Annotated in this window: 24 protein-coding genes; 13 read left to right on the plus strand and 11 right to left on the minus strand. The window is 64.7% G+C overall.

All coding sequences use genetic code 11. From position 1 onward, the window contains the following. Positions 1 to 53: 53 nt before the first annotated feature. The 3 genes from AB6730_RS04350 to AB6730_RS04360 all read right to left on the minus strand — a co-directional run bounded on the left by AB6730_RS04350 (position 54) and on the right by AB6730_RS04360 (position 2497). A complete protein-coding gene (locus tag AB6730_RS04350) occupies positions 54 to 701 on the minus strand; it encodes a thiol:disulfide interchange protein DsbA/DsbL (RefSeq protein ID WP_371022432.1) in 648 nt (215 codons plus the stop codon). 30 nt (positions 702 to 731) lie between these two features. Then, entirely contained in the window at positions 732 to 1613 is an 882-nt protein-coding gene (locus tag AB6730_RS04355) for a thiol:disulfide interchange protein DsbA/DsbL (protein ID WP_371022433.1), read from the minus strand. Between the two features lie 80 nt (positions 1614 to 1693). Continuing rightward, positions 1694 to 2497 (minus strand): cytochrome c, encoded by an 804-nt coding sequence (locus AB6730_RS04360; protein WP_371022434.1) that lies wholly within the window; start codon positions 2495 to 2497, stop codon positions 1694 to 1696. Between the two features lie 173 nt (positions 2498 to 2670). On the opposite strand from AB6730_RS04360, the gene yihA reads away from it, so the two are divergent. After that, on the plus strand, positions 2671 to 3315 hold the full coding sequence (yihA, locus tag AB6730_RS04365; protein ID WP_371022435.1) for a ribosome biogenesis GTP-binding protein YihA/YsxC: 645 nt from the start codon (positions 2671 to 2673) through the stop codon (positions 3313 to 3315). A gap of 80 nt (positions 3316 to 3395) precedes the next feature. Here the strand turns inward: yihA and AB6730_RS04370 are convergent, their stop codons facing one another. Beyond that, on the minus strand, positions 3396 to 3884 hold the full coding sequence (locus AB6730_RS04370) for a GAF domain-containing protein (RefSeq protein ID WP_371022436.1): 489 nt from the start codon (positions 3882 to 3884) through the stop codon (positions 3396 to 3398). Between the two features lie 75 nt (positions 3885 to 3959). Between AB6730_RS04370 and bioD the strand changes: the two genes are divergently transcribed. The 3 genes from bioD (at position 3960) to dcp (ending at position 7294) form a co-directional block, all read left to right on the plus strand. Next, entirely contained in the window at positions 3960 to 4631 is a 672-nt protein-coding gene (gene bioD, locus AB6730_RS04375) for a dethiobiotin synthase (RefSeq protein WP_371022437.1), read from the plus strand. A 37-nt stretch (positions 4632 to 4668) separates the two neighbouring features. Beyond that, positions 4669 to 5004, plus strand: coding sequence for a hypothetical protein (locus AB6730_RS04380; protein WP_371022438.1), 336 nt, complete (start codon positions 4669 to 4671; stop codon positions 5002 to 5004). Positions 5005 to 5113: 109 nt separating this feature from the next. After that, positions 5114 to 7294: a peptidyl-dipeptidase Dcp gene (gene dcp, locus AB6730_RS04385; protein ID WP_371022439.1), complete on the plus strand. Its 2181-nt coding sequence runs from the start codon at positions 5114 to 5116 to the stop codon at positions 7292 to 7294. Between the two features lie 50 nt (positions 7295 to 7344). Here dcp and AB6730_RS04390 read toward each other — a convergent pair whose 3' ends face one another. The 5 genes from AB6730_RS04390 to putA all read right to left on the minus strand — a co-directional run bounded on the left by AB6730_RS04390 (position 7345) and on the right by putA (position 13606). After that, positions 7345 to 8292, minus strand: a complete 948-nt coding sequence (locus AB6730_RS04390; protein WP_371022440.1) for a hypothetical protein — start codon at positions 8290 to 8292, stop codon at positions 7345 to 7347. A 118-nt stretch (positions 8293 to 8410) separates the two neighbouring features. Beyond that, entirely contained in the window at positions 8411 to 8791 is a 381-nt protein-coding gene (locus AB6730_RS04395) for a hypothetical protein (RefSeq protein WP_371022441.1), read from the minus strand. 309 nt (positions 8792 to 9100) lie between these two features. Continuing rightward, positions 9101 to 9553, minus strand: a complete 453-nt coding sequence (locus tag AB6730_RS04400) for a DUF2599 domain-containing protein (protein ID WP_371022442.1) — start codon at positions 9551 to 9553, stop codon at positions 9101 to 9103. A gap of 153 nt (positions 9554 to 9706) precedes the next feature. Then, on the minus strand, positions 9707 to 10210 hold the full coding sequence (locus AB6730_RS04405) for a hypothetical protein (protein ID WP_371022443.1): 504 nt from the start codon (positions 10208 to 10210) through the stop codon (positions 9707 to 9709). 141 nt (positions 10211 to 10351) lie between these two features. Then, entirely contained in the window at positions 10352 to 13606 is a 3255-nt protein-coding gene (gene putA, locus AB6730_RS04410) for a bifunctional proline dehydrogenase/L-glutamate gamma-semialdehyde dehydrogenase PutA (protein ID WP_371022444.1), read from the minus strand. Between the two features lie 222 nt (positions 13607 to 13828). Between putA and AB6730_RS04415 the strand changes: the two genes are divergently transcribed. Genes AB6730_RS04415 through AB6730_RS04435 form a run of 5 tightly spaced genes read left to right on the plus strand, consistent with a single transcriptional unit; the run spans position 13829 to position 17933 of the window. Beyond that, positions 13829 to 14311 (plus strand): DUF2244 domain-containing protein, encoded by a 483-nt coding sequence (locus tag AB6730_RS04415; protein WP_371022445.1) that lies wholly within the window; start codon positions 13829 to 13831, stop codon positions 14309 to 14311. 20 nt (positions 14312 to 14331) lie between these two features. Continuing rightward, a complete protein-coding gene (coxB, locus tag AB6730_RS04420) occupies positions 14332 to 15231 on the plus strand; it encodes a cytochrome c oxidase subunit II (protein ID WP_371022446.1) in 900 nt (299 codons plus the stop codon). A gap of 33 nt (positions 15232 to 15264) precedes the next feature. After that, a complete protein-coding gene (gene ctaD, locus AB6730_RS04425) occupies positions 15265 to 16878 on the plus strand; it encodes a cytochrome c oxidase subunit I (RefSeq protein ID WP_306849197.1) in 1614 nt (537 codons plus the stop codon). A 3-nt stretch (positions 16879 to 16881) separates the two neighbouring features. Beyond that, the gene (locus tag AB6730_RS04430) at positions 16882 to 17007 is read left to right on the plus strand and encodes a hypothetical protein (protein WP_371022447.1); all 126 of its coding nucleotides are present in this window, start codon (positions 16882 to 16884) and stop codon (positions 17005 to 17007) included. A gap of 35 nt (positions 17008 to 17042) precedes the next feature. Next, positions 17043 to 17933 (plus strand): cytochrome c oxidase subunit 3, encoded by an 891-nt coding sequence (locus tag AB6730_RS04435; protein WP_371022448.1) that lies wholly within the window; start codon positions 17043 to 17045, stop codon positions 17931 to 17933. 7 nt (positions 17934 to 17940) lie between these two features. On the opposite strand, the gene ilvA is transcribed toward AB6730_RS04435, so the two are convergent. Further along, on the minus strand, positions 17941 to 19476 hold the full coding sequence (gene ilvA, locus AB6730_RS04440) for a threonine ammonia-lyase, biosynthetic (protein ID WP_371022449.1): 1536 nt from the start codon (positions 19474 to 19476) through the stop codon (positions 17941 to 17943). 698 nt (positions 19477 to 20174) lie between these two features. Here ilvA and AB6730_RS04445 point away from each other — a divergent pair. From AB6730_RS04445 to AB6730_RS04455, 3 genes are all read left to right on the plus strand, one after another. Beyond that, on the plus strand, positions 20175 to 21746 hold the full coding sequence (locus AB6730_RS04445; RefSeq protein ID WP_371022450.1) for an N-acetylmuramoyl-L-alanine amidase: 1572 nt from the start codon (positions 20175 to 20177) through the stop codon (positions 21744 to 21746). A gap of 31 nt (positions 21747 to 21777) precedes the next feature. Then, positions 21778 to 22062, plus strand: a complete 285-nt coding sequence (locus AB6730_RS04450; protein ID WP_371022451.1) for a helix-turn-helix domain-containing protein — start codon at positions 21778 to 21780, stop codon at positions 22060 to 22062. Between the two features lie 71 nt (positions 22063 to 22133). Next, positions 22134 to 24731 carry a TIM-barrel domain-containing protein gene (locus tag AB6730_RS04455; RefSeq protein ID WP_371022452.1) on the plus strand — a complete coding sequence of 866 codons (2598 nt, stop codon included), beginning with the start codon at positions 22134 to 22136 and terminating at the stop codon, positions 24729 to 24731. A gap of 60 nt (positions 24732 to 24791) precedes the next feature. Here the strand turns inward: AB6730_RS04455 and AB6730_RS04460 are convergent, their stop codons facing one another. After that, the gene (locus AB6730_RS04460; RefSeq protein ID WP_072322441.1) at positions 24792 to 25028 is read right to left on the minus strand and encodes a twin transmembrane helix small protein; all 237 of its coding nucleotides are present in this window, start codon (positions 25026 to 25028) and stop codon (positions 24792 to 24794) included. Between the two features lie 41 nt (positions 25029 to 25069). On the opposite strand from AB6730_RS04460, the gene AB6730_RS04465 reads away from it, so the two are divergent. After that, a complete protein-coding gene (locus AB6730_RS04465) occupies positions 25070 to 25780 on the plus strand; it encodes an SURF1 family protein (RefSeq protein ID WP_371022453.1) in 711 nt (236 codons plus the stop codon).

The raw sequence follows: 25780 nt of genomic DNA on the forward strand, positions 1-25780 counted from the left end.
AGGCCAGAGGATGCCCTCCGCCGTGTGAACGGAGGGCATCGATGGGGAAGGGCTTACTTGCCGCCCTTCAATTCCTTGTCGACCAGGAACTTCGAAACGCCGTTGAGCTCGTCGAAGTCCTTGATCTGGGCGCTGCGGTACTTGCCGTCCACGACGATGGTCGGCGTGCCGTCGATGCCCCAGGCCTGGATCAGCTTGGTGTCGGCAAGGATGCGGTCGCGTGTTTCGGCGCTGTTGGCGGCGGCGAGGAACTTCGCCTTGTCCACGCCATGCTGTGCATACCAGTCGGCGAGTTCGTCGAGCGTGCGCAGCGGGTAATGCTCTTCGTGGATGGCCTTGAACAGCGCGGCGTGCGTCGCTGGCAGCGCGTTGAGCTTCTTCGCCGCGTAATAGGCCTGTGCATACGGCAGCCAGGCGTCGTTGAACGCCGCGGGGATGGCATGGAACACCACGCCCTTGGGCAGTTCCTTCTGCAACTGCTCGACCTTCGGCTCGTAGTGCGCGCAATGGATGCAGCCGTACGAGAACACCTCGACGACCTCCACCTTGCCGTTCTTCGGGTCGAGGCGTTGCGGTGCGGCGATGGCCACGTACTGCGTGCCGTCGGTATAGGTCGCGGTGGACGCGTCGTCGGCGGGGCGCGCGCTGCAGGCCGCGGTCATGGCCAGGCCGACGAAGAGGAGCGAAAGACGCTTGAACATGGATGTCTCCGAAGTGGGTCGAGTGCGCGGTTACTTGCCCGCGGCTTCCTTGCTGACGAGCCACTGGGTGAGCTCGACCGCCTGCGGATAGCCGCCTGCGGTGATCGGGGTCAGCCGGTACTTGCCGTTGACGACGATCGTCGGCGTGCTATCGACCTCGTAGGCGCGGATCAGTTCATCGGCGCGCTTCATCTTGGTGTTGATGGTGAAGGAATTGGCCGTGGCGACGAATTCGTCGGGCTTGACGCCGTACTTGACGTAGAACTTGGCCACGTCGTCGATGGTCGGCCATGCCGACTGGGCCTTCGGCTTGCCGGACTGCTGGTCCATGATGCCGAGCTCGCCGCTCTTGAACACGGCGTCGAAGAAGGCATCGTGGCTCTGCTTGTCCACGCCGAAAGCCTGCGCCGTGAGGTAGGCGCGCTGCAGCAGCGGCCAGTTCTCGTCCGGGCGGAACGAGGCAGGGGTATAGGTCATGACCGCGCCCTTGGGCAGGCTCTTGGCCAGTTCGTCCACCACGCCGTGGAACTGGAAGCAGGCGGGGCAGCCGTACGAGAACACCTCGGTGACCTCGATCTTGCCGGGCGTGCTGGTCGGCTGCACCGGATCGATGCGGAAGTAATGCTTGCCTTCCACCCATTTGCCATCGTCGACGAACGGCTTCGCGGCGGGGCGGCTGTCGTCGGCGGCGCTCGCTACCGGCGCGGGTGCGGGTGCCGTGCTACCGCTGGCGGCCGGGGCGGCCGTCGTCGCGGGCGCGGGCGTGGCCGCCGCCGTGGAGGGCGATGCCGGTGTCGCCGCCGGGGCCGGGGCCGCGGTCGAGGCGGCGGGCGGTGCCGTGGCGCTGTCGTTGTTGCCCGAGCCGCAGGCGGCGAGGCCGATCAGGGCGGCGCAGAGGAGGGGAAGGCGCATACGCATGTGGGGTCCTTTTCTTACCTTCTTAAACAGGAACGGGCCCGAAGGGCCCGTCCGATCTTCCAACTTTAACGCCATCAGGGCGTCGCGGGTGCGGCGGCCGTCGGTTCGTTCGTGTGCAGGCCTTCGATGTAGCTGGCCACGGCCGCGATGTCCTTGTCGTCGAGCTTCTGCGCGATCGAGACCATGATCTTGGTGTGCGGGCCATCGTTCGGCGTGCCACCGTCGTGCCAGCCCTTCAGGCGCGCCTCGATGTACTTCGCATGCTGGCTGGTGAGCTGCGGATAGTGCGCTCCCGGGTTGCCTCGGCCGTCGGGACCGTGACACGCCATGCAGGCGGGGACGCCGCGATCGACGTCGCCCTGGCGGTAGAGCGTCTGGCCCTGTTCGACCAGCGCCTGGTCGGCCACGCCGGGCAGGGATGCCTTGCCGGCGAAGTAGGCGCCGATGTCGTGCATGTCCTGCTCGGACAGCGGTTGCGCGAAGCCGACCATGATCGGGTTCATGCGCTTGCCGGACTTGAAGTCCGCCAGCTGCGCGGCGATGTACTGCTCGCTCTGGCCGGCGAGGCGCGGGTACTGCGGATCGGAGGAATTACCGTCGATACCGTGGCAGGCGCCGCAGGCGGCGGCCTTACCCTGCCCGGCCGTGGCATCGCCAGGCTTCAGCGCGGCGGTGGCACCCGCGGGCGCGGTGGCCGTTTCGGCCTTGGGCATGCCCGGGGTGGCAGGATCGGCGGCCGGGTTGGCGCCCGGCTTGGCGGCGGCCGTGGCGGCCGGAGCCGGCGCGCTGGCCGGCTTGGCGGGAGTTGCGGTCTGGCCCGCGGCTGCATGCATGACGAGCAACGCGGTGATGGCAGCGGCGGCGTGCCGAAACTTCATAAGTCTCTCCAAGGGGGAACTTTCCGGACCGGGACGCGTACCCTGCCGCGTCTCAACCAAAAGATTATGGGGGGCGCGGGAGAGCCCGGTCAAACCGCGTCGCGCGCGCCGCCGCGCCCGATCGCATACACTGCCGGGCCTTCGTTTCCTCGTGCCCCTCCGGCCACTTATCCATGTCCTCCAATCCCCTCAATGGCGCCCGCTTCGTGCTGGCCGCCCACGAAATCACCCAGCTCCCCTACGACCAGGGCGCCGAAGTGGCCTTCGCGGGACGCTCCAACGCGGGCAAGTCGAGCGCATTGAACGCACTGACAGGGCACAACGGCCTGGCCAGGACCTCGAAGACGCCCGGACGCACGCAGTTGATGGTCGTGTTCGACCTGCCGCCGTTGAAGAGGGAAGGCGCCGCGCCGGTCGACGCCCGCCTGGTCGACCTGCCTGGCTACGGCTACGCCAAGGTGCCCGAGGCCATGCGCCAGCACTGGCGCGGCGAGATCGACGCCTATCTGAAGATGCGCCGCAGCCTGCGTGGCATCGTCCTGATCGTGGACATCCGCCACGAGCTGAAGGATTTCGACCGGACGATGCTCGATTTCTGCGCGGCGACCGAGCTGCCTTGCCACGTGTTGCTGACCAAGGCCGACAAGCTCTCGCGTGGTCAGGCATCGGCCGCGCTGGAGGCCTTGCGCAAGGACTTCCGCGCGAACGGCGTGCCCGGCACGGCGCAGGTCTTTTCCTCCACCGCGAAAACCGGCGTGGAAGAAGCGCGCGCCCGCGTGATGGAACTGCTGGCGACACCGCGCCCGCACGAACTCTGACGCGGCCACCTTCGGGTGGCCGGACCGTCACCTACCTTCGGGTGGGAAGCCACCCCACCCGAAGGTAGGTAACTGTTAGCTCAGGCCAGCGTCGCCATGAAGACGCGGCACAACGCTTCCATGCCCTTGCGATCCTCGTCGTCGAAACGGGCGACCGATGGGCTGTCGACGTCCCACACGCCGAACAGGCTACCGTCGGCCTTCACCAGCGGCACGACGATCTCGGAATTCGACGCCGCGTCGCAGGCGATGTGACCTTCGAACTCGTGCACATCGCGAATCACCTGCGTTTGCCGCGTCTGCGCGGCCGTGCCGCAGACACCGCGGCCCAGGGCGATGCGAATGCAGGCGGGTTTGCCCTGGAACGGTCCGACGACCAGTTCCGTGCCGTCGAACAGGTAGAAGCCGGCCCAGTTCAGGTCGGGCACGGCGTCGTAGACGAGCGCGGCGAAGTTGGCGGCATTGGCGATGGTATTCGGCTCGCCATGCATCAGGCCTTCGGCCTGCTGGACCAACTCGGCGTACAGGGTGGCCTTGTCGTCGGTGGCGATGGCCTTGGTTTCGAACATGGCGGTTCCCGGGGGTGATTCGTGGGCGAAGCGGTGTATGGTGCCACGTCCCGAATTCCGCAAGGCCGTTGCACGATGTCGCGCCATCTCTTCGTCGCCGGTACCGACACCGGTATCGGCAAGACGCACGCCGCCCAGGCCCTCGTCCACGCCTTCCGCAGGGCGGGTGAGCGCGTAGCCGGCATGAAGCCCGTGGCCAGCGGTTCCGCGCGAGGCCCGGAAGGCATGCGCAACCAGGATGCCCTCGACTTGCAGGCCGCCAGCGCGCCGCATCCCGCCTACGAACGGGTCAACCCCGTGGCGTTGGAGGAAGCGGTCGCACCGCACCTGGCCGCCTTGCGTGCCGGACGTGCGATCGACTGGCCGACGATCGATGACGCCTTCCAGTCACTGGCGCGTGACTACGACCGCGTCGTGGTCGAAGGCGTGGGTGGCTGGATGGTGCCGCTGGCAACAGGCATGTCGACCGAAGACATGCCTTCGCGCTGGGGCCTGCCCGTGGTCCTGGTGGTTGGCGTGCGCCTGGGTTGCATCAGTCATGCGCGCCTCACGGCACGGGCCATCCAGGCCGACGGTTGCCGGCTGGCGGGATGGATCGCCAACGTGATCGAGCCGACGATGCCCCTGCGGGAGGAAAACATCCAGACGTTGCGCGACTACCTGCCGGCACCCTGCCTGGGTGTGCTGCCCTACCGCGTGGCGCCTGCCGACGCGGCCGTTCTCCTCGACCTCGGTCCGTTGGGCTGACGGCACCTTCACGCGTTTCATCCTAACTAGTCGGGTCATGACCACCTACTATCTTTCCGTCAAGGACATGGGCAAGGCGAAGGGGCCGGACCCGGAGCTTTCCTTCGAAGGCATCGGCCCGGAGAAACTGGCCGCCGACATCGCCGACGCCATGCGCAGCGACAACCTGTTCCAGCGCTGGCGCGCCAAACAGCCCGAGCCGGACGAGGTCGATCCGAGCCTCGGCGTTACCGACGTCTCCGCCTCCGCCACGGGCGAGCTCTCGAATGACCGCAACGACGTCAAGCTGACCACTTCGCTGCCGATGCGGATCGTGAAGCATCGCCTGAACCTGTTGATCGGATCGAGCTGGGAGCTTCGCGACACCCGGTAAGACATCGCCGGCCCTGTCGGCGATAGAACGCCCTGACGGATGGCGGTTGTTCCCGATACGCCACCACGGCTAGAGTCGGTGACTTTCACCGTCAGGGGATACCTCGACCATGCTCAAGGTCCGCACGCTCGTGATCGCCACTTCGATTGCCCTTACCGCCGCTTGCTCGTCCTCGAACGAGGCCGACAAGGCTTCGGCGCCCGCATCGCCGGGAAGCGCTCCCGCTCCCGCGACGACCGTGGCGTCCACCGCGCACGAGAACCCGTTGCTGACCCAGAGCTCGCTGCCGTTCCAGGCACCGCCATTCGACAAGATCGTCGATGCGGATTTCCAGCCCGCGCTGGAAGAAGGCATGAAGCAGCAGCTGGCCGAGGTCGAGGCGATCGCCAACGCGACCGAGGAGCCCACGTTCGAGAACACCGTCGTCGCCCTGGAGAAAACGGGCGTCCTGCTCAAGCGCGTCGAGAACGTGTTCAGCACGCTTACCGGCGCCAACACCAACGACACCTTGCAGAAGGTCGAGGAAGAGGAATCGCCCAAGCTCGCCGCGCACAGCGATGCGATCTACCTCAACGACAAGCTGTTCAAGCGGGTGGAATCGCTCTACGAGAAGCGCGCGTCGTTGAACCTCGATCCGGAATCCGCCCGTCTCCTCCAGGTGACCTACGACGATTTCGTCCACGAGGGCGCAAAGCTTTCCGAAGCGGACAAGGACAAGCTCAAGGAGCTGAACAAGGAAGAGTCGACGCTCAGCACGAAGTTCACCAACCAGTTGCTCGCCGCGACCAAGGCCGCTGCCCTGGTGGCCGACGACAAGAAGGCGCTCGACGGCATGTCCGACGCCGATATCGAGGCGGCCGCCGCGGCCGCCAAGGATCGCCAGCTCGACGGCAAGTTCGTGGTGACCTTGCAGAACACGACACAGCAGCCGGCGCTGCAAGCCATGAACGATCGCGCCACGCGCGAAAAATTGTTCAAGGCCTCGTGGGAGCGCGCGGAGCACGGCGACGCCAACGACACGCGGCAGATCATCACGCGCATCGCGCAGCTGCGTGCCGACCGCGCGAAGTTGCTTGGATTCCCGAACTACGCGGCGTGGAAGCTCGACGACCAGATGGCGAAGACGCCCGAGGCCGCCGAGAAGTTCATGGAACGCCTGGCGCCCGCCGCCGTCGCCCGCGCGACGGCTGAGTCGAACGATATCCAGCAAGTGATCGACCAGGAAAAGGGGGGCTTCAAGGTCCAGGCCTGGGATTGGGACCACTACGCCGAGAAGGTGCGCAAGGCCCGGTACGACCTGGACGAAGCGCAGATCAAGCCGTATTTCGAGCTCGATAACGTGCTGCAGAATGGCGTGTTCTACGCGGCCACCCAGCTCTACGGCATCACCTTCAAGGAGCGCAAGGACATTCCGGTGTGGCAGCCGGACGTGCGCGTGTTCGAGGTGTTCGACAAGGACGGTACCTCGATGGCGCTGTTCTATTGCGATTACTTCAAGCGCGACAACAAGAACGGCGGCGCGTGGATGAGCAACCTCGTCGACCAGTCGAAGCTGTTCGGCACCAAGCCGGTGGTGTACAACGTCGCCAACTTCACCAAGCCGGCCGCGGGCCAGCCGGCGCTGCTCTCGTTCGACGACGTGACCACGATGTTCCATGAATTCGGTCACGCCTTGCATGGCCTCTTCGCCGATGCACAGTACCCATCGCTTTCGGGTACCAGCACCGCGCGCGATTTCGTCGAGTTTCCCTCGCAGTTGAACGAACAGTGGGCATCCGATCCGCAGGTCTTCGCCCATTACGCGAAGCACTACCAGACCGGTGCGCCCATGCCCGCCGAGTTGGTGGAGAAGATCAAGAAGGCGCGCAGCTTCAACCAGGGCTACGCGATGAGCGAATTGATCTCCGCCGCCCTGCTGGACATGCAGTGGCACATGCTGCCGCCGGGTGGCGCCAAGCAGGACGTGGACGCGTTCGAAGCCAACGCCCTGAAGCATGCGGGCTTCACGCTGCCGCAGGTGCCCCCGCGCTATCGGTCGAGCTACTTCCAGCATATCTGGGGCAATGGGTACGCCGCGGGCTACTACGCCTACCTGTGGACGCAGATGCTCGATTCCGATGCCTTCCAGTGGTTCAAGGAGCACGGCGGGCTCACCCGCGAGAACGGCCAGGTCTTCCGCGACAAGGTCCTTTCGCGAGGAAATACCGTCGAACTGGGCAAGCTCTATCGCGATTTCCGCGGCAAGGACCCGAGCATCGAACCGATGCTCAAGGACCGCGGGTTGAAATAAGTTTCGTCCCCTGGCGACACGATGAGAAAGGGCCCCGAGGGGCCCTTTCCTTATCTGGACTGCAGCTTCACCTCATCGATACGCAGCTTTCCTCCCGTCCAGCGCACGCCCTGCAGGCTCGATCCCCGCGGAGCCGTGAACGACAGGCGTTGCGGCCCACTCGTCGGATCGACGCGAATCGAGTGCAGCATGGTGAAATCGGGCGCGCCGAGGAATTCGATCGTGGCGGGCTCGGCCGACGGATCGGGTATGACGGTGAGATCGAGGGAGTTGCGCACCGTGCGATACATGAGGAAGGCATCGTTGCCCGCCGCCTCGGTGCTGCTCAATACCTGTCCCGAGGTTTCCCCGTCGCTGGAGGGTGTGATTTCCAGTCCGCTGGAATTGGCGAGGATGATGTAGTGACCCTTGTCGATCAAGCCCTGTAGCGGACCCGAAGGGATCTCGTCGAAGTCGATCAGGGTACCGTCGGTAACAGGAGGCGAATGCATTTCGACGCCGTCGATATATGCGCCGCGCTGCAATTGCAGGGCAAGCCTGTTGAAGACTTGCCCTTCCGGTACGCTCATGGTGAGCCGCAGCCGGTTGTCCGTCGTGCCGTGCTGGAGCGTGAGCGACTGACGCTCGAGTTCATCGATGTAGAGGGTGGCCGTGGAGGCGAGCGCCGGCGCGCCAGATGGCAAGACGACGGTGAATGCCACGCTTTGCAGCGGTTTGTCGAAGTGGATGTCGACGGACGCGGGGCCCGCCCGTTCGGCGCCACCCAATGCAAGGCCAGAGGCAAGGTCGTCCGGCTGTTCGACGGGCTTGATGACGGCGGCGCTGTCATTCATGGCCGTGATGCGGAAATGTTCGAGCTTGAGTTCGTCGCCGGGTTGGATGATGCCGGCATGGGCCTGGTCGAAGGTTTCGAGATCGACGCGGCTCGTGGACCATGCGGTTCCTGGAGCGAGTGCGATGAATGCCGGTACGATTGCGGATAACAGAGTGCGTTTCAATTCATTCCTCCCTGGAATGTCAGTGCGGCCTCAATGACCGCGCGCAGCATAGCAGTGTGCGCGTGGGACTACGGCTGACAAGGGAGCGAACGCAAGTTGGGATTGCGCTTTGCGCTGCTCAGGGCGACAACGAGATGCACGCGATCTGGATGAGACCGCCACGCCACGCGATGCCTTGCAACTCGCACAGGGGGTCGGCACGGTATTCGATCGTTGTCCACAGGCTGCCGCGGGTGTCGCCACGGCTGCCCCTCGGGCGCAGCAGGTTGATGGCCTGCACCTCGTCGAAGCGGCGATGTTCCAGTAGCCCGATATGCACATCCCCCGTATTGCCCACGGTACGCAATGTGCAGCGCACGCGCCCGTACGCATGCCGGAAGATCAGGCGGCAGTCGTTCGAGGAACTGCGCCGGCCAGTCAATACATTGCCGTCGTCGGACTGTTCGATGATCGCATCGGCTTCACCCGCGACGACCACGAGCGCGGGTAGCGCGAGCATTTCTCCCGACCTGACGAGGCCGAGGTGCTCGTCGCCGAAGTGCTGATCGATCGCGCAAGGACCAAGCACGCCTCCATGGCCCTCGAGCAGTGAACGCAGGCGCGGATCGTCCCATGAGTGCGCCTTCCCGCTTCGTTCCGTTCGGCCGGCCGGGACTCCCGGCAACGCTTTCCTCAGATCCTTCGGTGGTACGGGCGTGACCCGTAGTGGCAACGTCATGTCGCAACCCTCCCTGGTGGACCGCTAGCTAAGCAAGTCGCTCACGCACGTCGCAATACGCCTTATGGCGTAGGCGTACCGGAGCGCCGATCAATAGTACGGCTGATCGGGAACGGCGACCGAGGGATTGCATTCGGCGGCTTCGGTATTCTCCAGCCCGACGTACGGACGATCAGGCTCGAGGTTCCATGTCGGCTTGTCGGGAAAGAGTTTCACATGGCACGCCAGCTGGTTCATCGATCCGAAGAGGTTCGCGGTAAGGCGTGGGTTGTTGCCGAATTTCTCGATGGCCTCCAGGATCAACGCATCGACCTCGGCACCGACGACCTTGCGCCCGCAATCTGTCGGCGTGATCGCCAGCACCGGCCCGTACTCATCGAGGCTCCACACGCCATTCAAGATGTACGGAGGTGGGCAGTCGCTGGTAGCGGGACGCTCGGCCTCGACCTGTCTGGCGCCGCCTTGCGTGCAGGCCGTTCCCGCGCCCAGGAAGGCAAACGCGATGACGAGGATGCGGATGGCGTTCCATGTCCGATGGTCCATGAGGATTCCTTTCCCTGGATGCTCGTGATGAGTGGCCGTGATCGTACCATCGGCGATGCGTTCGCTTCGGAACGTGGCGAAGGCCGGGTCTGTTGCCGGACACGATCTTCGCCATCGCCTTGCCGAAACGGCTTAGCGATGCGGGGCGGCCCGTCAGCGCAGTTCGACGTTGTCGACGTAGGCACCGCGCTGTAGATGCAGGAGCATCGATGTGAACGGAGTCCCGTCTGGCTGGCTCAGGGAAAGGCGAACGCGATGCCCGGCCGCGCTATGCCAGATCGTCATGGCATAGGGGTGTTCCGCATCGCCGTAAAGCATCGCGACGGACTGGATCGGCCGATCGGAAGGCGGAACGACCAGGGTGACATCCACGCGGTGCCATGGTCGCTTGAAGTAGAGAAACATCGTGGCGAGCGAATGGCCTTCGGGTATCCCGAGGGTCATGCCGGAAGCGATGTCGTCGTCGAGCGTCGCTGGTCGAATGGCCGCCGCGGCGGAACTGGGGATATCGATGTCGAAGTGCTCGAGGACGAGCGGGCGGCCTGACTCGATCGTCTGGGCCGGGAGATGGTCGAAGGGTTCGATCACGGTTTGCGCGGTGGCCGCGCCAGGAACGATGAGGGCCGCCAGCAGGGCGACTCTAATACGGTTGCGCATGATTCCTCCCTGGAATCCATCGCGGCCACGACGGCCGCTTGGCATTCTAGTCGGGCAGAAGGACGTCGAATGCGCAAAAAAAAGCGCCCATAAAAAAACCGCGCCCTCACGGGCGCGGTTCTGGTAGCTCGACTGTCGGTGTTACTCGCCGATCGTGAGCAACGAGGCGTTGCCGCCCGCGGCGGTGGTGTTGATGGTGAGCGTGCGCTCGCCGGCGAAGCGCAGCAGGTAGTGCGGCCCACCCGCCTTCGGGCCGGTGCCCGAGAGGCCCTCGCCGCCGAACGGCTGCACGCCGACCACGGCGCCGATCTGGTTGCGGTTGACGTAGCAGTTGCCTACGCGGGCGCGGCTCTGGATGTACTCGATCGTGTCGTCGATGCGGCTGTGGATGCCCAGCGTGAGACCGAAGCCCGTGCCGTTGATCTGCTCGACGACCTTGTCCAGTTCCGAACCCTTCCAGCGGATCACGTGCAGCACCGGGCCGAAGATCTCGCGGGTGAGCGTGGCCAGCGAAGGAATCTCATACGCGCGCGGGGCGAAATACGTGCCATGGGCGGCGGATTCCGGCACGGCCACCTCGGCGATCTTCTTCGCTTCGCGATCCATGCGTGCGGCGTGGTCGACGAGGATCTGGCGAGCGTCTTCGTCGATCACAGGACCCACGTCCGTCGACAACAGGCCCGGGTCGCCGACCTTCAGTTCGGCCATCGCGCCGGCGAGCATCGCGATCACCTTGTCGGCGATGTCTTCCTGCACGAACAACACGCGCGCGGCGGAGCAGCGCTGTCCGGCGGACTGGAAGGCCGAGGCGATCACGTCCTTGACGATCTGTTCGGGCAGGGCCGAGGAATCGGCGATCATGGCGTTCTGGCCGCCGGTCTCGGCGACCAGGGCCGCGATCGGCGCGTTACGCGCGGCCAGCGCGCGGTTGATCGCCCAGGCGGTTTCGGTCGAGCCGGTGAAGGCCACGCCGGCCACGCGCGGGTCGCGGGTGAGCGCGGCACCGACGGTGGCGCCGTCGCCCGGCAGATACTGCAGGACATCGGCGGGAACGCCCGCCGCGTGCAGGAGCTTCACCGCCGCGTAGCCGACCAGCGAGGTCTGCTCGGCCGGCTTGGCGATCACCGCGTTGCCCGCGGCGAGCGCGGCGGCCACCTGGCCGAGGAAGATCGCCAGCGGGAAGTTCCACGGGCTGATGCAGACGAACACGCCGCGGCCGTTGAGGAACAACTGGTTGCTCTCGCCGGTCGGGCCCGGCAGTTGCTCGGGCTGGCTGAACAGGCGGCGCGCCATCGTGGCGTAGTAGCGCAGGAAGTCGGCCGCCTCGCGGATCTCGGCGATGGCGTCCGGCAGGCTCTTGCCCGCCTCGCGCACGCACAGCGCGATGAACTCGGCGCGGTGGTGTTCCAGCTGTTCGGCGGCGTGCTCGAGGATGGCGGCGCGGCTCGCGGCCGGAAGGCGGTCCCAGCCCGGCTGCGCCTTCACGGCGGCGGCCAGGGCCTGGTCGACCAGGGCCGGATCGGCGCTTTCGACGGTGCCGATGATGCGGCGGCGGTCCGACGGGTCGGTGACTTCGACCTTCGCGCCAGCGGTGCCGGCGCCGGCGACCAGCGGTGCCGCGGTCCAGGGGCCGCTGTGCTTGTTGACGGCGTCGGCGAGTTCGTTGAGCTCGTTGTCGTTAGCGAAGTTCATGCCCATGGAGTTCTTCCGAAGTTCACCGTAGAGATTGACCGGCAAGGGGATGCGGGGGTGGGGAATGGAGGCGAAGGCGCGCACCGTTTCGCACGGATCGGCGACAAGGTCGCGCACCGGCACGCTCTCGTCGACCACGCGATTGACGAAGCTGGTATTGGCGCCGTTCTCGAGCAGCCGGCGGACCAGGTAGGGAAGCAGGTCCTCGTGGCTGCCGACCGGCGCGTAGACGCGGCAGGGCACGTTGAGCTTGTCCTTGCCGATCACTTCGGCATACAGATCCGCGCCCATGCCGTGCAGGCGCTGGTTCTCGTACGGACGGCCCTGGGCGATGTGGTGGATCGCGGCGATGGTATGCGCGTTGTGCGTGGCGAACTGCGGGTACACGGCGTCGCCACCGGCCGCGAACAGGCGCCGCGCACAGGCGAGGTAGGAGACGTCGGTGTTCGGCTTGCGCGTGTAGACCGGGTACCCGGAGAGGCCGTTCTCCTGGGCGCGCTTGATCTCCGCGTCCCAGTAGGCGCCTTTCACCAGGCGCACGAACCAGCGGCGGCCGGTGGCGCGGGCCTTCTCGGTGACCCAGTCGATCACGAACGGCGCGCGCTTCTGGTAGGCCTGGATGACGATGCCCAGGCCATTCCAGCCTTCCAGCGATGGATGCTCGAAGACATCGCCGATGATGTCGAGCGAGAGCTCGAGGCGATCGGTTTCCTCGGCGTCCACCGATAGCGCGATGCCGTTCTTGAAGGCGAGCTGCGAGAGTTCGAGCAGCTTCGCGCCCAGTTCGGCGCGGGCGCGGGCGCGGTTGGCCACCTCGTAGCGCGGGTGCAGCGCCGAGAGCTTCACCGAGATCGAGGGGGCTTCCAGGTTGTTCGGGAACGGGCCGCGCGCGCCGAGCGCGTTGATCGCGTCGCGGTAATCCTGCTGGTAGCGCTCCGCGGTGGCCTGGGTGAGCGCGGATTCGCCGAGCATGTCGTACGAATAGCGGTAGACCGCGTGGTCCTTCTCGGCGGAGCGGTCGAGCGCTTCCTTGATGGTGCGCCCCATCACGAACTGGTGGCCCATGATCCGCATGGCCTGCCGTACCGCGAGGCGCACCACCGGCTCGCCCGCGCGGCCGACGAGGCGGCGCAGGGCGGAGCTGAAGTCGTGGCGGGTTTCCTCGGCGAGGTTCACCAGATGGCCGGTGAGCATCAGGCCCCAGGTGGAGGCGTTGACGAACAGCGACTCGCTGCGGCCCAGGTGCTTCTTCCAGTCCGCCTCGCCCAGCTTGTCGCGGATGAGCTTGTCGGCCGTGGCCTTGTCGGGGATGCGCAGCAGCGCCTCGGCGACACACATCAGCAGCACGCCTTCCTCGGAGGAAAGGTCGTACTGGCGCATGAAGGACTCGACCGCGCTCTGGTCCTTGGCCCGCGCGCGGACGCGCGTGACCAGGCCCGCGGCGACGTCGATCACGTGCTCGCGCTCGGTCGGGGGCAGGGTGGCCTGGGCCAGCAGGTCGTTGACGGCCTCGGTTTCGTCGCGCAGCCAGGCGGCCGTGATGCGCGCACGCGCCGGCTCGGCGCCGGTCGGGAGTTCGGAACGAAGGATGGTGGGATTCACTGGGGGCAATGAGGGCGGGGGAGACCGCCCATTGTAGGCGAGCACGGCCTTTCGTGGGTTATTGCGAAAGCGAGCCTGAAGAGTGTCAGGCGAGCAAGCCATGGTGGGCAAACCAAGATAGGCAAACCAAGGTGGGAAGCGCGCTGGCGCGCGAATCAAGTCTTGCCGAGAGCCCGATCGCGCGCCAGCGCGCTTCCCACCGCGCTTCCGCCGCCTTCCGCGGGCCGTTTGTTCGGCTGCCGGCGCACCCTTCAAGATGCGGCAACTTGTCCGGGGCATCCATACAGCCCTATCATCCCAACGTTCCAGGCACGCCGGGTCCCCATGATCGTGCTTCGACCGACCGTCGCGGGTCAGCCGCGCGTGTTGTGGCTCAGGCCCAACCGTGCGTTGGACAAGCGCGGTCTGCGTCGACTCATCATCGGCCTGGCGTTGTTGGCCCTGGCGACGGCGTCGCTCGGTGCGTGGCAGGGGAATGTGTTCGCTCCCGTGTTCGCCCTGGTGGAGGCCTTCGTCGTGGGGTTCGCGCTTGGCGCGGCCTGGCGGGCCGGCGGCAGGGGTGAACGTATCGCGATAGGGCCGGATACGCTGGAGGTTCGTGCCGTGCCGGGACACCGGACGGTCCGGTTCCAGACGTACTGGTTGAAGGTAGGGCTGGCACCGGGGGACGGGCGAAAGCGTCTGTTGCTCACGTCGCACGGCAACGAGCTGGAAATCGGCGCCTTCCTTGGGGAAGAGGAAAGGGTCGAGGCGTCAAGGAAACTCATGGTGCTGCTGTCCGAAGTTTCCGGCCAGAGGCGCAGGTAGGTTCAACAAAGGTGCAAGACATGACATCTGGCGGCATCGGACGATCGGTATCGGCGTGGGCGGCGGGCGCCTTCGCGCTGTTCGGAGGGACGGCCTGGGCCAACCCGGAACCGAACCAGCTGAACATGACCAAGGGCGCGGCGGAGTGGTCGCCCTACGCCATGCACATGGTGGCCCTGTGGGTCTGCGTGGTCATCGGCATCGTCGTCTTCGGCGCCATGTTCGTGGCCATGTTCCGCTTCCGTAAGTCGCGCGGCGCCGTGGCCGAGAAGTGGTCGCACAGCACCAAGCTCGAAGTGGTATGGACCGTCGTCCCGGTCATCATCCTGATCTTCCTGGCCCACCTGGCCACCGGTGGCCTCACCTCGTTCGCCGACACCACGAACTCCGAGATGACCATCAAGGTCACCGGTTACCAGTGGAAGTGGCGCTACGACTACGTGGACTACAAGGGCAAGGGCGTCGACCAGGTCGGCTTCATGTCGAAGCTGGAAGAGACCTCCGACCGTACCCGCCAGCTCAAGTCCAACCTCGATCCGGACAAGATCCAGGTCGACGGCTACCAGACCTACCTGCTGGACGTGGACAAGCCCCTCGTGGTCCCGGTCGGCACCAAGATCCGCTTCATCATCGTCGGCGGCGACGTCATCCACTCCTGGTGGGTGCCGGCGCTGGGCTGGAAGATGGACGCGATCCCGGGCATCGCCAACGCGGCCTGGACCAAGATCAAGGAGCCCGGTGTCTACCGTGGCCAGTGCGCCGAACTTTGCGGCCAGGACCACGGCTTCATGCCGATCGTGGTCAAGGCCGTACCCAAGGCCGAATTCGAACAGTGGCTGGCGACGCAGGAAGACGAGGCCAAGGTACGCAAGGCCGCGCAGACCGCCCAGAACGCTCCCGCCCCGGCCCCCCAGGGTTAACCCGCTTACGTTTCAAGGTAGAGGTGCAAGGCCATGGCGCACGCAGCCACCCACGACCACCACGATCACCATGGAGCCCCGAAAGGGTTCTTCCAGCGATGGGTGATGTCCACGAACCACAAGGACATCGGTACGCTGTACCTGATCTTCTCGCTGACGATGTTCTTCATCGGCGGCGCTTTCGCGATGGTCATCCGCGCGGAACTGTTCAAGCCGGGCATGCAGCTCGTGCAGCCGTATTTCTTCAACGAAATGACGACGATGCACGCGCTGGTGATGATCTTCGGCGCGATCATGCCATCGTTCGTCGGACTGGCGAACTGGATGATCCCGCTCATGGTCGGCGCGCCCGACATGGCGCTGCCGCGCATGAACAACCTGTCCTTCTGGATCATGCCGTTCGCGTTCATCCTGTTGCTGTCGACGCTGTTCATGCCGGGCGGCGGTCCCGCCGGTGGCTGGACGATGTACCCGCCGCTGTCGTTGCAGGGTGAGTCCATCGCGTACACGATCTTCGCCGTCCACCTCATGGGCATCAGCTCGATCATGGGTGCGATCAACATCATCGCGACCATCCTCAACATGCGCGCCCCGGGCATGGACCTGCTGAAGATGCCCGTGTTCGTGTGGAGCTGGCTCATCACCGCGTTCCTGCTGATCGCGGTGATGCCGGTGCTCGCCGGCGCGGTCACCATGCTGCTGACCGACAAGTATTTCCATACCAATTTCTTCAATGCCGCCGGCGGCGGCGACCCGGTGCTGTTCCAGCACATCTTCTGGTTCTTCGGGCATCCCGAGGTCTACATCATGATCCTGCCCGCGTTCGGGATCATCTCGGAGATCATCCCCACCTTCGCCCGCAAGCCGATCTTCGGCTATCGCGCGATGGTGTTCGCCATCGCCTCCATCGCCTTCCTCTCGTTCATCGTCTGGGCGCACCACATGTTCGCCGTGGGCCTGCCGATGGGCGCGGAGATCTTCTTCATGTACGCGACGATGCTGATCGCGGTGCCGACGGGCGTGAAGGTCTTCAACTGGGTCTCCACGATGTGGGGCGGTTCGATGACCTTCGAGACGCCGATGCTGTTCTCGATCGCCTTCGTGATCCTGTTCACCATCGGTGGGTTCTCGGGGCTGATGCTCGCCCTGGCCCCGGCCGACTTCCAGTACCACGACACCTACTTCGTCGTGGCCCACTTCCACTACGTGCTGGTGACCGGCGCCGCCTTCTCGATCATGGCCGCCGCCTATTACTGGATTCCGAAGTGGTCGGGCAACATGTACAGCGAGACCTGGGGCAAGATCCATTTCTGGTCCAGCGTGATCTCGGTCAACGTGCTGTTCTTCCCGCAGCACTTCCTCGGCCTCGCCGGCATGCCCCGCCGCATTCCCGACTACAACGTGGCCTTCGCCAACTTCAACATGATCAGCTCGATCGGCGGCTTCTGGTTCGGCGCCTCGCAGCTGATCTTCCTGGGCGTGGTCATCCACTGCGTGTTCTTCTCCAAGAAGAAGGCCGCCGACCGCTCGTGGGAAGGCGCCAAGGGCCTGGAGTGGACCGTGCCGTCGCCGGCGCCGTTCCACACCTTCGACGTGCCGCCGGTCATCCATGACGACGAGCTCGCCCACGGCAACACGGAACACTGATCGATGCAGGACATCACGGACATCGAGATGGAAGCGCGCCGCAAGCGCGCCCGCCGCACGGCACTCATCGCAGGCGGTTTCGCGGTGGCGGTGTTCCTGCTCTCGATCGTGCAGATGCTGAAGGTCTGACCGGTTAAAACAAGCGATATCCACGGGAAACCACCATGGGTCACCAGCAACAAGACGTCTATTTCGTACCGAGCAAGAGCTACTGGCCGATCGTGGCAGCGGTTTCCATGTTCGTCACCGTGTTCGGTGCCGCGCACTGGCTGAACGCGCAACCCGGCGAGGGCAGCTTCGGCAAGCCGCTGTTCTGGGTCGGCATCGCCATGATCCTGGGCATGTTCTTCGGCTGGTTCCGTTCGGTGATCAACGAATCGCTGGCCGGCAACTACAACGGCCAGGTGGACCGCTCGTTCCGCATGGGCATGATGTGGTTCATCTTCTCCGAAGTGATGTTCTTCGGCGCCTTCTTCGGCGCACTGTTCTACGCGCGCCTTTTCGCGGTGCCCTGGCTGGGCGGCGAAGGCCACGGCGTGCTCACCCACCAGTTCGTCTGGCAGGGCTATGAAGCCGCGTGGGGCGCCAGCGGTGGCGGCGGTCCGGAGAAGATCGGCGGCTCGTTCCAGACCATCCCGGCCTGGGGCCTGCCCCTGCTCAATACGCTGATCCTTCTGTCGTCCGGCGTGACCATCACCATCGCGCACCACGCGCTGAAGGCGGGCCATCGCAAGGCGCTGCTGATCGGCCTCGGCGCCACCGTGCTGCTGGGCTGCCTGTTCCTCTGGTTCCAGGCCCACGAGTACGCGGAAGCCTACGAGCACTTCAACCTCACCCTCGGCAGCGGTGTCTACGGCGCCACGTTCTTCATGCTCACCGGGTTCCACGGCATGCACGTGACACTGGGCACGATCATGCTGGCGATCATCTGGGTGCGTTGCGCGAAAGGCCACTTCTCCAAGGACGACCACTTCGGTTTCGAGGCGGTCGCGTGGTACTGGCATTTCGTCGACGTGGTCTGGCTGGCGCTGTTCCTCTTCGTCTACGTGCTCTGACCGGCGTTCAACGAAGAAACAGGCGATAGGCCGGGTTGGCGGTTTCCTCGCGATAGGGGTAGCCGAGCCGGTCGAGGAACCGGGTCAGCGCGGCATCGTCCGCGCCAGCCTGGATACCGACCAGGGTGGAACTGTAATCGGCGCCCTGGTTCCGGTAATGGAACAGGCTGATGTTCCACTCCGGCGACATCGAGCGGAGAAAGCGCATCAACGCGCCGGGACGCTCGGGGAACTCGAAGCGGAATAGCCGCTCGCCTTGCGCATCCGTCGAGCGGCCGCCGACCATGTGCCGGATATGCTGGGTCGCGAGTTCGTCGCCGCCCAGGTTGACGACGGAAAAACCGGCGGCCTCGAAGGTCGCGGCCAAGGGCGCCTCTTCGGCCCTGTCGTCGATCTGCAAGCCCACGAAGATCCGCGCCTTGTCGTCCGTTCCCAGGCGATAGTTGAACTCGGTGACGTTGCGCTCGCCCACCAGCTCGCAGAAGTGCAGGAAACTGCCGCGCTCCTCGGGGATGCTGACGGCGAAGATCGCCTCGCGCGATTCGCCCACGGCGGCGCGTTCGGCGATGAAGCGGATGCGATCGATGTTGAGGTTGGCACCCGAGGTGATCGCCACCAGCGTGAGCCGCCGCGCCCCGGCTTGCGATGCGTGGCGGCGCGCTCCCGCCACGGCCAGTGCGCCCGCCGGCTCGACGAAACGCCGGGTGTCCTTGTAGATGTCCTTGATGGCCAGGCAGACTTCGTCGGTATCGACGAGGATCACCTCGTCCAGGTAATCCCTGCACAAGCGGAACGTCTCCTCGCCGACGAGTTTCACGGCCGTTCCATCGGAAAAGAGCCCGACCTCCGGCAGTTCGACGCGATGGCCCGCTTCGATCGATCGCGCCATCGCGCAGGAATCGTGGGTCTGCACGCCGATGACCCGGATATCCGGACGTACCATCTTCACGTAGGTCGCGACGCCGGCAGCGAGGCTGCCGCCGCCGATGGGCACGAAGATGGCGTCGATGTGGCCCTGGTGCTGCCCGAGGATCTCCATGGCCACGGTGCCTTGCCCCGCGATCACGTCCGGATCGTCGAAGGCGGGGATGAAGGTCATGCCCCGTTCGCGCTGGAGCGCCAATGCGTGCGCGAATGCTTCGTTGTACGACTCGCCGGCCTCCACGACTTCGACCGTCGGCCCACCGAAGCGGCGCGTGGCGTCCACCTTGACGCGTGGAGCGGTCTGCGGCACGACGATGACCGCGGGCGCGCCGAGTTGCGCCGCCGACCAGGCGACGCCTTGCGCGTGGTTACCCGCCGAGGCGGTGATGATTCCCCTCGCCAGTACATCGGCGGGAAGGCCGCTGATGCGGTTGTACGCTCCGCGCAGCTTGAACGACGAGACCGGCTGGGTGTCTTCCCGCTTGAGCAGGATGTCGTGGCCCAGCTGCTCGGAGAGCACGGTGGCGTGCTGCAGTTCGGTACGCCGCGCGACGTCGTAGACACGTGCGTTGAGGATGCGACGGAGGTAGTCGGCGGCGTCTGGGGTTGGGGCTTGCATCGAAACGTGTCTCCGGTCGAGCTGGGGGCCGGAGGCGGCTATGAAAAACCCGCCTCTGGGGGCGGGTTGTCGGTCACCTTGCGCGCGTGATTCAACCCACCATCGATGCGATGGCGATGCTAATCAGCGTAATGAGGTGGGACGGACGGTTCATGGGTCGATCCTCGCCCGGTGGTGGCTTGGTGTCAACCGCGCGTGGTTCTCGGCTTCGCCATCGTGGTGGCTTTGCGCTTCGAGGCGGGGGAGTCGTCGGGTACCGTTCTCTTCGCTAAGTCCTCGTTCGGCCTACGCCTACCTGCGGAATCGCTCTGAGAACGGTACCCGACGACTCCCCTTCGGACCGTGCCGCGGGTTATTGGCGAGCGGAGCAACTTACATCGCCGGCCGTTGTGAACGATCCCGACATCCGACTAGTTCCTTGAGGTGAGGTTTTTCTTGCTTTGCTGCATTCGTCCATCCGATGCGCATATCACTCGTGAGCCGCCGAATTGGATTGATGCGCAACGCAAGTCATTGCACTCATTGCAGTTGCCGTTAACGCGTACTGTTTTCGTGTCGGCTTGTCACGAGTCCCGCCGCTCCGTCACTAGTCTTGCGCCCGCCGACGATTCCTACGGCAAGTGCGACCGCGCCATCGCCTCATTAGCGGCACGGTCATCGACAGATGGCCGCGGAGCGTCATATCAAGGAGAAAGTGAATGATCGATCGATTTGGGCGGCCTAGCCGACCCAGCACGTTTGCGATAATCGCAATGACCGCAAGCATCGTCGCCAACATGGCCGCTGCACCAATGGTGTTTGCCGTTCCGACCACAAATGCCGTCTCAAGCGAATTGCCTGCACGATTCTCATTGACGCTGGCCCAGCGTGATGAAATCGAGGAAGTGCTCACTGGCATGGCACAGGACATCGTCTCGAATCAGGAGCGGATGGATGGGCAAGGCATCATTTCGAGCCCAGTGGTGCGCTTCAGCGAGGATGGAAAGTCGCTTATCGTCGACTTGGGTAAAGGATACGTTCCGAAGATCAACGGGGGGGAACTCGAGGATCGTTTGCGTGAGATCGAGACGCCGCTTACTTTCCACATGGAAGCGATCTTCCCTGTGTATAAGGTCGAGTTCCTTTTCGGCGGAAGGGATATTTACTACTACTTCCCCGAAGATTGGCGTCCTGCTCCCTCTCAATGGAGGCAAGAGCCGCGATCAGGCCAGCTTCGACCCCACACCAACAGCGTGCTCGTTTCTGCTGGTCATGGAATCTATTTTCACCGCGGGTATAAGGACTGGAGGGCGGCGCGAGAGCCAGCGAATGGCATGACTGAAGATTTCATTACGCCGGTCATGTCCGCAGATCTTGCCACCTATCTCAATGATCGAAGCGAGGTCGAGTCGGTCCTTGTGAGATCACAAGCTCTCGTTACGCATGCGGAAAGCGGAAGTCCTTGGTGGAAGGTCAGTGCGCGATATCACCTGAAGGAACTTTACCCGGCTTTGACGGATGTCTGGAATAGCAAAGGCACACAGGACTATCCGTTGGTCGAGCGGGACGACGACATCTACAGCCGTCCTTTTTTCGCTAATCACCTGGGCGTTGACGCCATCCTCCACGTGCATACGAACGCCGAGTCCAACACCTCGATTCGCGGAGCTCGCGTGTACTATCAAACCGGCCGTGTGCCCGATAGCGAGCTTGCTCGCAGTTCGCTCTTCTATATGGCTGAAAGTATCCATTCGGTGCCTGGATACGAGGACTATCCGGTTGCCAGTGCGCCACACGAAGGGAACTACGCCGAGAATCGCGAAGCAAAAATGATCAGCGTGATCGCGGAAGTTGGATTTCACACTAACCCCTTGGATGCCGCAGCGTTGCAGGACCCCGCATTTCAGAAGGCAGCCATGCGGGGCTTTGAGAAAGGATATCGTCTGTTCCTTGCGCAGAAGCCACTTCAGAAGTTTGAGATCGTTGATCATCCGAACGTGGAGGCAAAGCCAGGCGAGTCCGTGCCTGTCGAGGCGCATTTCAGTGGATATCCCAGATTTCCTGTAAGTCGTGAGAGCTCTGTGCTCTCCTGCCCGGAAGGATGGACGTGTAGCGGCGGTACGCAAACGCTAGCCGAAACGGAGTCGCCATTTGTAACCATGGCAAGCTGTGGGGCTTCGAACGTGGAAGCTGGAACGACTCGGTCGCAGGTTGTCTTTACAGATGCGGATGGCCTCTCGACTACGACCGAGTACGAATTGCACTGCACTGGTAGAGATATGCGTCATTGACGTACCTGCGTCAATGACGCAGTATTGATCAATGGACACATTTTTCGAAAACCTGCTTGAAAGCGTCCAGGAAATGGACGGCATCCTTCGTGGTGAGCGGCAGGCATCGCGTGTGTTCGAGGTCGATCCCGAGGCGATCAAGGAGCTTCGCGAAACCACGGGCCTTTCACAGTCGAAGTTCGCGCTGCTCCTCGATGTCGACGTAGGGACGTTGCGTAACTGGGAGCAGGGGCGGCGGGCCCCGACCGGGCCCGCGAGGGCTCTACTGCGTGCCATCCGCAACGATCCCCGGCACGTGCTGGCCGCGCTTGCCTGAGTCTGGATGGCTAACCCGGTTAAATCGATCTCATGCTAGGTTCGGGCCTCCTTGAAAAGGGGAGGTCCCGCATGAAGATGTCTCGCCTGGTCGCGCTCGCGGTGTTCGCGTGTGCCGCCACCGCGCCGCTGCACGCCACCGATGCGCCCGTCGTCAGCGGGCAAGCCCGCTTCACGGTGCTCACGCCACGCGTCATTCGCATGGAGTATTCGCCGAACGCGCAGTTCGAGGATGCGCCGTCGCTCGTCTTCGCCACGCGCGGCAGTGCGCCGGAGGTGAAGGCCCGGGTCGATCATGAAAAGGGTTGGCTGGTCATCCGCACGGACGTGCTCACGCTGCGCTACAAGGAGGGCTCGGGCGCCTTCACGGCCGATAACCTCGGCATCGCGTCGAAGACGACGAAGCCGGCCATCGATTGGCACCCCGGCCTGAAGGAAACCGCCAACCTCGGCGGCACCGCGCGCACGCTCGACCAGGTGGATGGCGAGCGCCACGCCTCGGACAACTCGTTGCTCGACCTGGGCGACGGCCTCATCTCGCGCGATGGCTGGCATCTCGTCGACGACACCGGCAGCTTCGTGCTGGGCAACGAAAAACTGCCCTGGGTGCATCGCCGCGCCTGCCAGGACTGCACCGACTACACCTTCTTCGGTTACGGCCACGATTACACCGCGGCGCTGGGCGATTTTGCCCTGGTGGCCGGGCGCGAGCCGCTGCCGCCACGCTATGCCTTCGGTTATTGGTGGTCGCGGTACTGGAATTACAGCGACGATGAGCTGCGCGACCTCGTCGCCCACTTCAACCGCTATGGCATTCCGCTCGACGTCCTCGTGATCGACATGGACTGGCACCGTACCGACGGACTTTCGTGGGTGCACCCGAAGAAAGACGTCAACGGCCAGAGCATGGGCTGGACGGGCTATACATGGAACCGCAGCCTGTTCCCCGAACCGGGCCGCCTGCTTCGCTGGCTCGGTGAGCAGGGATTGAAGACCACGCTGAACCTGCATCCGGCGTCCGGCATCCTGCCCCACGAAGATGCCTATAAGGATTTCATGGCCGCGTTGAAGGCCGATCCCGCGAAGCCGTTACCGTTCGAGGCGGCCGACGCGACGTACATGGCGGCGTACTTCAGCACGGTGCTCGATCCGCTGCATGCCATGGGCGTGAGCTTCTGGTGGCTGGACTGGCAGCAGTGGAAGGAGTCGAAGGCCATGCCGGGCCTGTCCAACACGTGGTGGCTCAACCATGTGTTCTTTACCCACATGCAGGAGCAGGGCGACAAGCGCGCCTTGATCTACCACCGCTGGGGCGGCCTGGGTAACCATCGTTACCAGGTGGGCTTCTCGGGCGATTCGATCATCTCGTGGGGCTCGCTGGCGTTCCAGCCGCGCTTCACGGCCACCGCATCCAACGTGCTGTATGGCTACTGGAGCCACGACCTGGGCGGACACACCTTCCGCGACGAAAGCGATCCGGCCACGCGCCGCATCGACCCGGAGTTGTACATCCGCTGGATGCAGTTCGGCGCATGGAGCCCCATCATGCGCACGCACACCACCAAGAACCCGAACCTCACGAAGGAACCGTGGCGCTTCGCGCCGGCGCAGTTCGATGCATTGCGCGACACCGTGCTCACCCGCTACACCTTCCTGCCGTACACGTACACGATGGGGCGCAAGGCATACGACACCGGTGTCTCGCTGGTGCGCCCGATGTATTACGGCTGGCCCGACAACGACGAGGCTTATAAGGCGGCTGGCGAGTACATGTTCGGCGACGACCTGCTGGTCTCGCCGGTGACCGCGGCCGGCGATGCCAACGGATTCACCTCGCACGAGACGTGGTTGCCGGCGGGGAACTGGTTCGATACCACGGACGGCAGCGTCGTGAAGGGTGGCCGCACGTTCGCCGGCCGCTATCGCCTCGACGAAGTGCCGGTATTCGCGCGGGCGGGCGCCATCGTCCCGACGAACACCGATCCGACGGTGAGCGTGGCCCACGATGGGGGTGCGCGTACCTTGCGCGTCTATCCCGGTGGCAACGGCAAGGCGGAACTGTACGAGGACGCGGGAGACGACGAGGCCTACCGTACCGATGCGTTCGCACGCACGGCACTCTCGTCCGAGTGGTCGAAACACGCCCTTCGCGTGAAGATCGCACCGCGCACGGGCAATTATCCCGGCATGCCCACGTCGCGCCAGTGGTCGGTGGACGTGGTGGGTTCGGCGATGCCGGCGAGCGTCACCGTCGACGGGGTGAAGCTCAGCCGCTCCGACGACGCCAAGCCCGGCACCTGGCGCCTCACCGGCAAGGACCTCACGCTGCACGTGACCCTGCCGCAGCATGGCTACGACAGTGTTCAGGTCGTCGAGGTGACCTGGCCCGCGAACGCGCCGGATGTGAACGGCCTCGTGGGCCAGATGCGCGACGTGCGCGAGGCGGTGGCGTGGTTGAAAGCGCACTGGGAAGACGTGAATGGTGTTCCCGACGACGTCTCGCTCGCCGCGCAGGCCGACCTGCTGATCGACTACCGCCCGGAGCGGTTCACTGAGGAAGTCGCGGCGTTCCGAAAGCGCTATGCGCAGCTGGACAAGGCGCTGGAACAGGGCGGCGTGCCGGCCGACATGCGCGCGACGTTCAGGGCGCGGCTGGGCGTGAGTCGCTGATCCGACGGCGCGGGGCGGCACCGATTGCCGCACCGCGCCTTGGTCTTCCCGGCGCAGGCGCTAGAATTGGCCCACCCCGTGGGGGTGCAGCCAGCCCATGAAGATGCCCAGCGCCACCATGGCGATGAGCAGCAACGACAGGCCGATGCGGCGGGTGAGGGCCCAGACGGTGCGTTTGCTCTGTCCCTTGTCGGTCATCATGAAGAACAGCGCCTGCCCGAGGTTGAACAGCACCACCAGCAGCAGGATCACCAGCGCGTATTTGTAGATGGTTTCCACGTGACCGTTCCGCCCCATTTCGACAATCCGAGTATAGCGGTCACCACGCAGGGTCTTGCATGACCTTCCTGCGTCGTCCGACGTGGTTCGCTGTCGCACTCACCGTGGCTGGCGTGCTGGTTTTCGTGCGGCTGGGCGTCTGGCAACTGGATCGCGCCGACGAGAAGGACGAACTCCTGCGGCGGTTCGCCGCATCGGTCGCTGCCGACATCGAGGATTTCGGCGCGGTGGCCGAGGTTCCGCCCGATGACCGCTACCCACGGGTCGACGTGCGTGGCGCCTTCGTGCCCGGTCATTACTACCTGCTCGACGACCAGACCCACGGTGGCAAGGTGGGAGTGCATGTCTACGCGCCATTCGCGCCCCGTGGCAAGGACCCCTACCTGCTGGTCGACCTCGGCTTCCTGCCCAAGGAATCCGGTGCGAATCCCCGCCTGCCGCCCTTGCCCATGGGTGAAACCGAGATCCATGGGCTCTACGTGCCACCGCCCGGCGTGGGGATACGTATGGGTGGCGATCGCCTGCCGTTGCAGAAAGGCGCGGAAAAAACGCTCGTCTACATCGACACCGGGGAAATCGGGACCGACCTGGGGCGCTCGCTGTATCCTCGCGTGCTCCTGTTGGACGCCGATCCGGCAAGCATCTACACGCGCGACTGGACGCCGGGTTTCATGCCCCCGGCTCGCCATCGCGCGTACGCATTCCAGTGGTTCACCTTCGCCTTCGCGGCGCTGGTGATCTTCGTCCTCCTGCACCGCAAGCGACGCTAA

The sequence above is a fragment of the Luteibacter sp. RCC_6_2 genome, from assembly GCF_041360655.1.
Taxonomy (GTDB): domain Bacteria; phylum Pseudomonadota; class Gammaproteobacteria; order Xanthomonadales; family Rhodanobacteraceae; genus Luteibacter.

Excerpts from the sequence above, each read along its gene's own strand:
- bioD (WP_371022437.1), top strand. The coding sequence starts at position 3,960 with ATGTCGCGCCATCTCTTCGTCGCCGGTACCGACACCGGTATCGGCAAG.
- AB6730_RS04360 (WP_371022434.1), bottom strand. The coding sequence starts at position 2,497 with ATGAAGTTTCGGCACGCCGCCGCTGCCATCACCGCGTTGCTCGTCATG.
- dcp (WP_371022439.1), top strand. The coding sequence starts at position 5,114 with ATGCTCAAGGTCCGCACGCTCGTGATCGCCACTTCGATTGCCCTTACC.
- coxB (WP_371022446.1), top strand. The coding sequence starts at position 14,332 with ATGACATCTGGCGGCATCGGACGATCGGTATCGGCGTGGGCGGCGGGC.
- AB6730_RS04380 (WP_371022438.1), top strand. The coding sequence starts at position 4,669 with ATGACCACCTACTATCTTTCCGTCAAGGACATGGGCAAGGCGAAGGGG.
- AB6730_RS04460 (WP_072322441.1), bottom strand. The coding sequence starts at position 25,028 with ATGGGGCGGAACGGTCACGTGGAAACCATCTACAAATACGCGCTGGTG.
- AB6730_RS04450 (WP_371022451.1), top strand. The coding sequence starts at position 21,778 with ATGGACACATTTTTCGAAAACCTGCTTGAAAGCGTCCAGGAAATGGAC.
- AB6730_RS04350 (WP_371022432.1), bottom strand. The coding sequence starts at position 701 with ATGTTCAAGCGTCTTTCGCTCCTCTTCGTCGGCCTGGCCATGACCGCG.
- AB6730_RS04400 (WP_371022442.1), bottom strand. The coding sequence starts at position 9,553 with ATGGACCATCGGACATGGAACGCCATCCGCATCCTCGTCATCGCGTTT.
- ctaD (WP_306849197.1), top strand. The coding sequence starts at position 15,265 with ATGGCGCACGCAGCCACCCACGACCACCACGATCACCATGGAGCCCCG.
- AB6730_RS04395 (WP_371022441.1), bottom strand. The coding sequence starts at position 8,791 with ATGCTCGCGCTACCCGCGCTCGTGGTCGTCGCGGGTGAAGCCGATGCG.
- ilvA (WP_371022449.1), bottom strand. The coding sequence starts at position 19,476 with ATGCAAGCCCCAACCCCAGACGCCGCCGACTACCTCCGTCGCATCCTC.
- AB6730_RS04405 (WP_371022443.1), bottom strand. The coding sequence starts at position 10,210 with ATGCGCAACCGTATTAGAGTCGCCCTGCTGGCGGCCCTCATCGTTCCT.
- AB6730_RS04415 (WP_371022445.1), top strand. The coding sequence starts at position 13,829 with ATGATCGTGCTTCGACCGACCGTCGCGGGTCAGCCGCGCGTGTTGTGG.
- AB6730_RS04465 (WP_371022453.1), top strand. The coding sequence starts at position 25,070 with ATGACCTTCCTGCGTCGTCCGACGTGGTTCGCTGTCGCACTCACCGTG.
- putA (WP_371022444.1), bottom strand. The coding sequence starts at position 13,606 with ATGGCTTGCTCGCCTGACACTCTTCAGGCTCGCTTTCGCAATAACCCA.
- AB6730_RS04430 (WP_371022447.1), top strand. The coding sequence starts at position 16,882 with ATGCAGGACATCACGGACATCGAGATGGAAGCGCGCCGCAAGCGCGCC.
- AB6730_RS04445 (WP_371022450.1), top strand. The coding sequence starts at position 20,175 with ATGATCGATCGATTTGGGCGGCCTAGCCGACCCAGCACGTTTGCGATA.
- yihA (WP_371022435.1), top strand. The coding sequence starts at position 2,671 with ATGTCCTCCAATCCCCTCAATGGCGCCCGCTTCGTGCTGGCCGCCCAC.
- AB6730_RS04355 (WP_371022433.1), bottom strand. The coding sequence starts at position 1,613 with ATGCGCCTTCCCCTCCTCTGCGCCGCCCTGATCGGCCTCGCCGCCTGC.
- AB6730_RS04370 (WP_371022436.1), bottom strand. The coding sequence starts at position 3,884 with ATGTTCGAAACCAAGGCCATCGCCACCGACGACAAGGCCACCCTGTAC.
- AB6730_RS04455 (WP_371022452.1), top strand. The coding sequence starts at position 22,134 with ATGAAGATGTCTCGCCTGGTCGCGCTCGCGGTGTTCGCGTGTGCCGCC.
- AB6730_RS04435 (WP_371022448.1), top strand. The coding sequence starts at position 17,043 with ATGGGTCACCAGCAACAAGACGTCTATTTCGTACCGAGCAAGAGCTAC.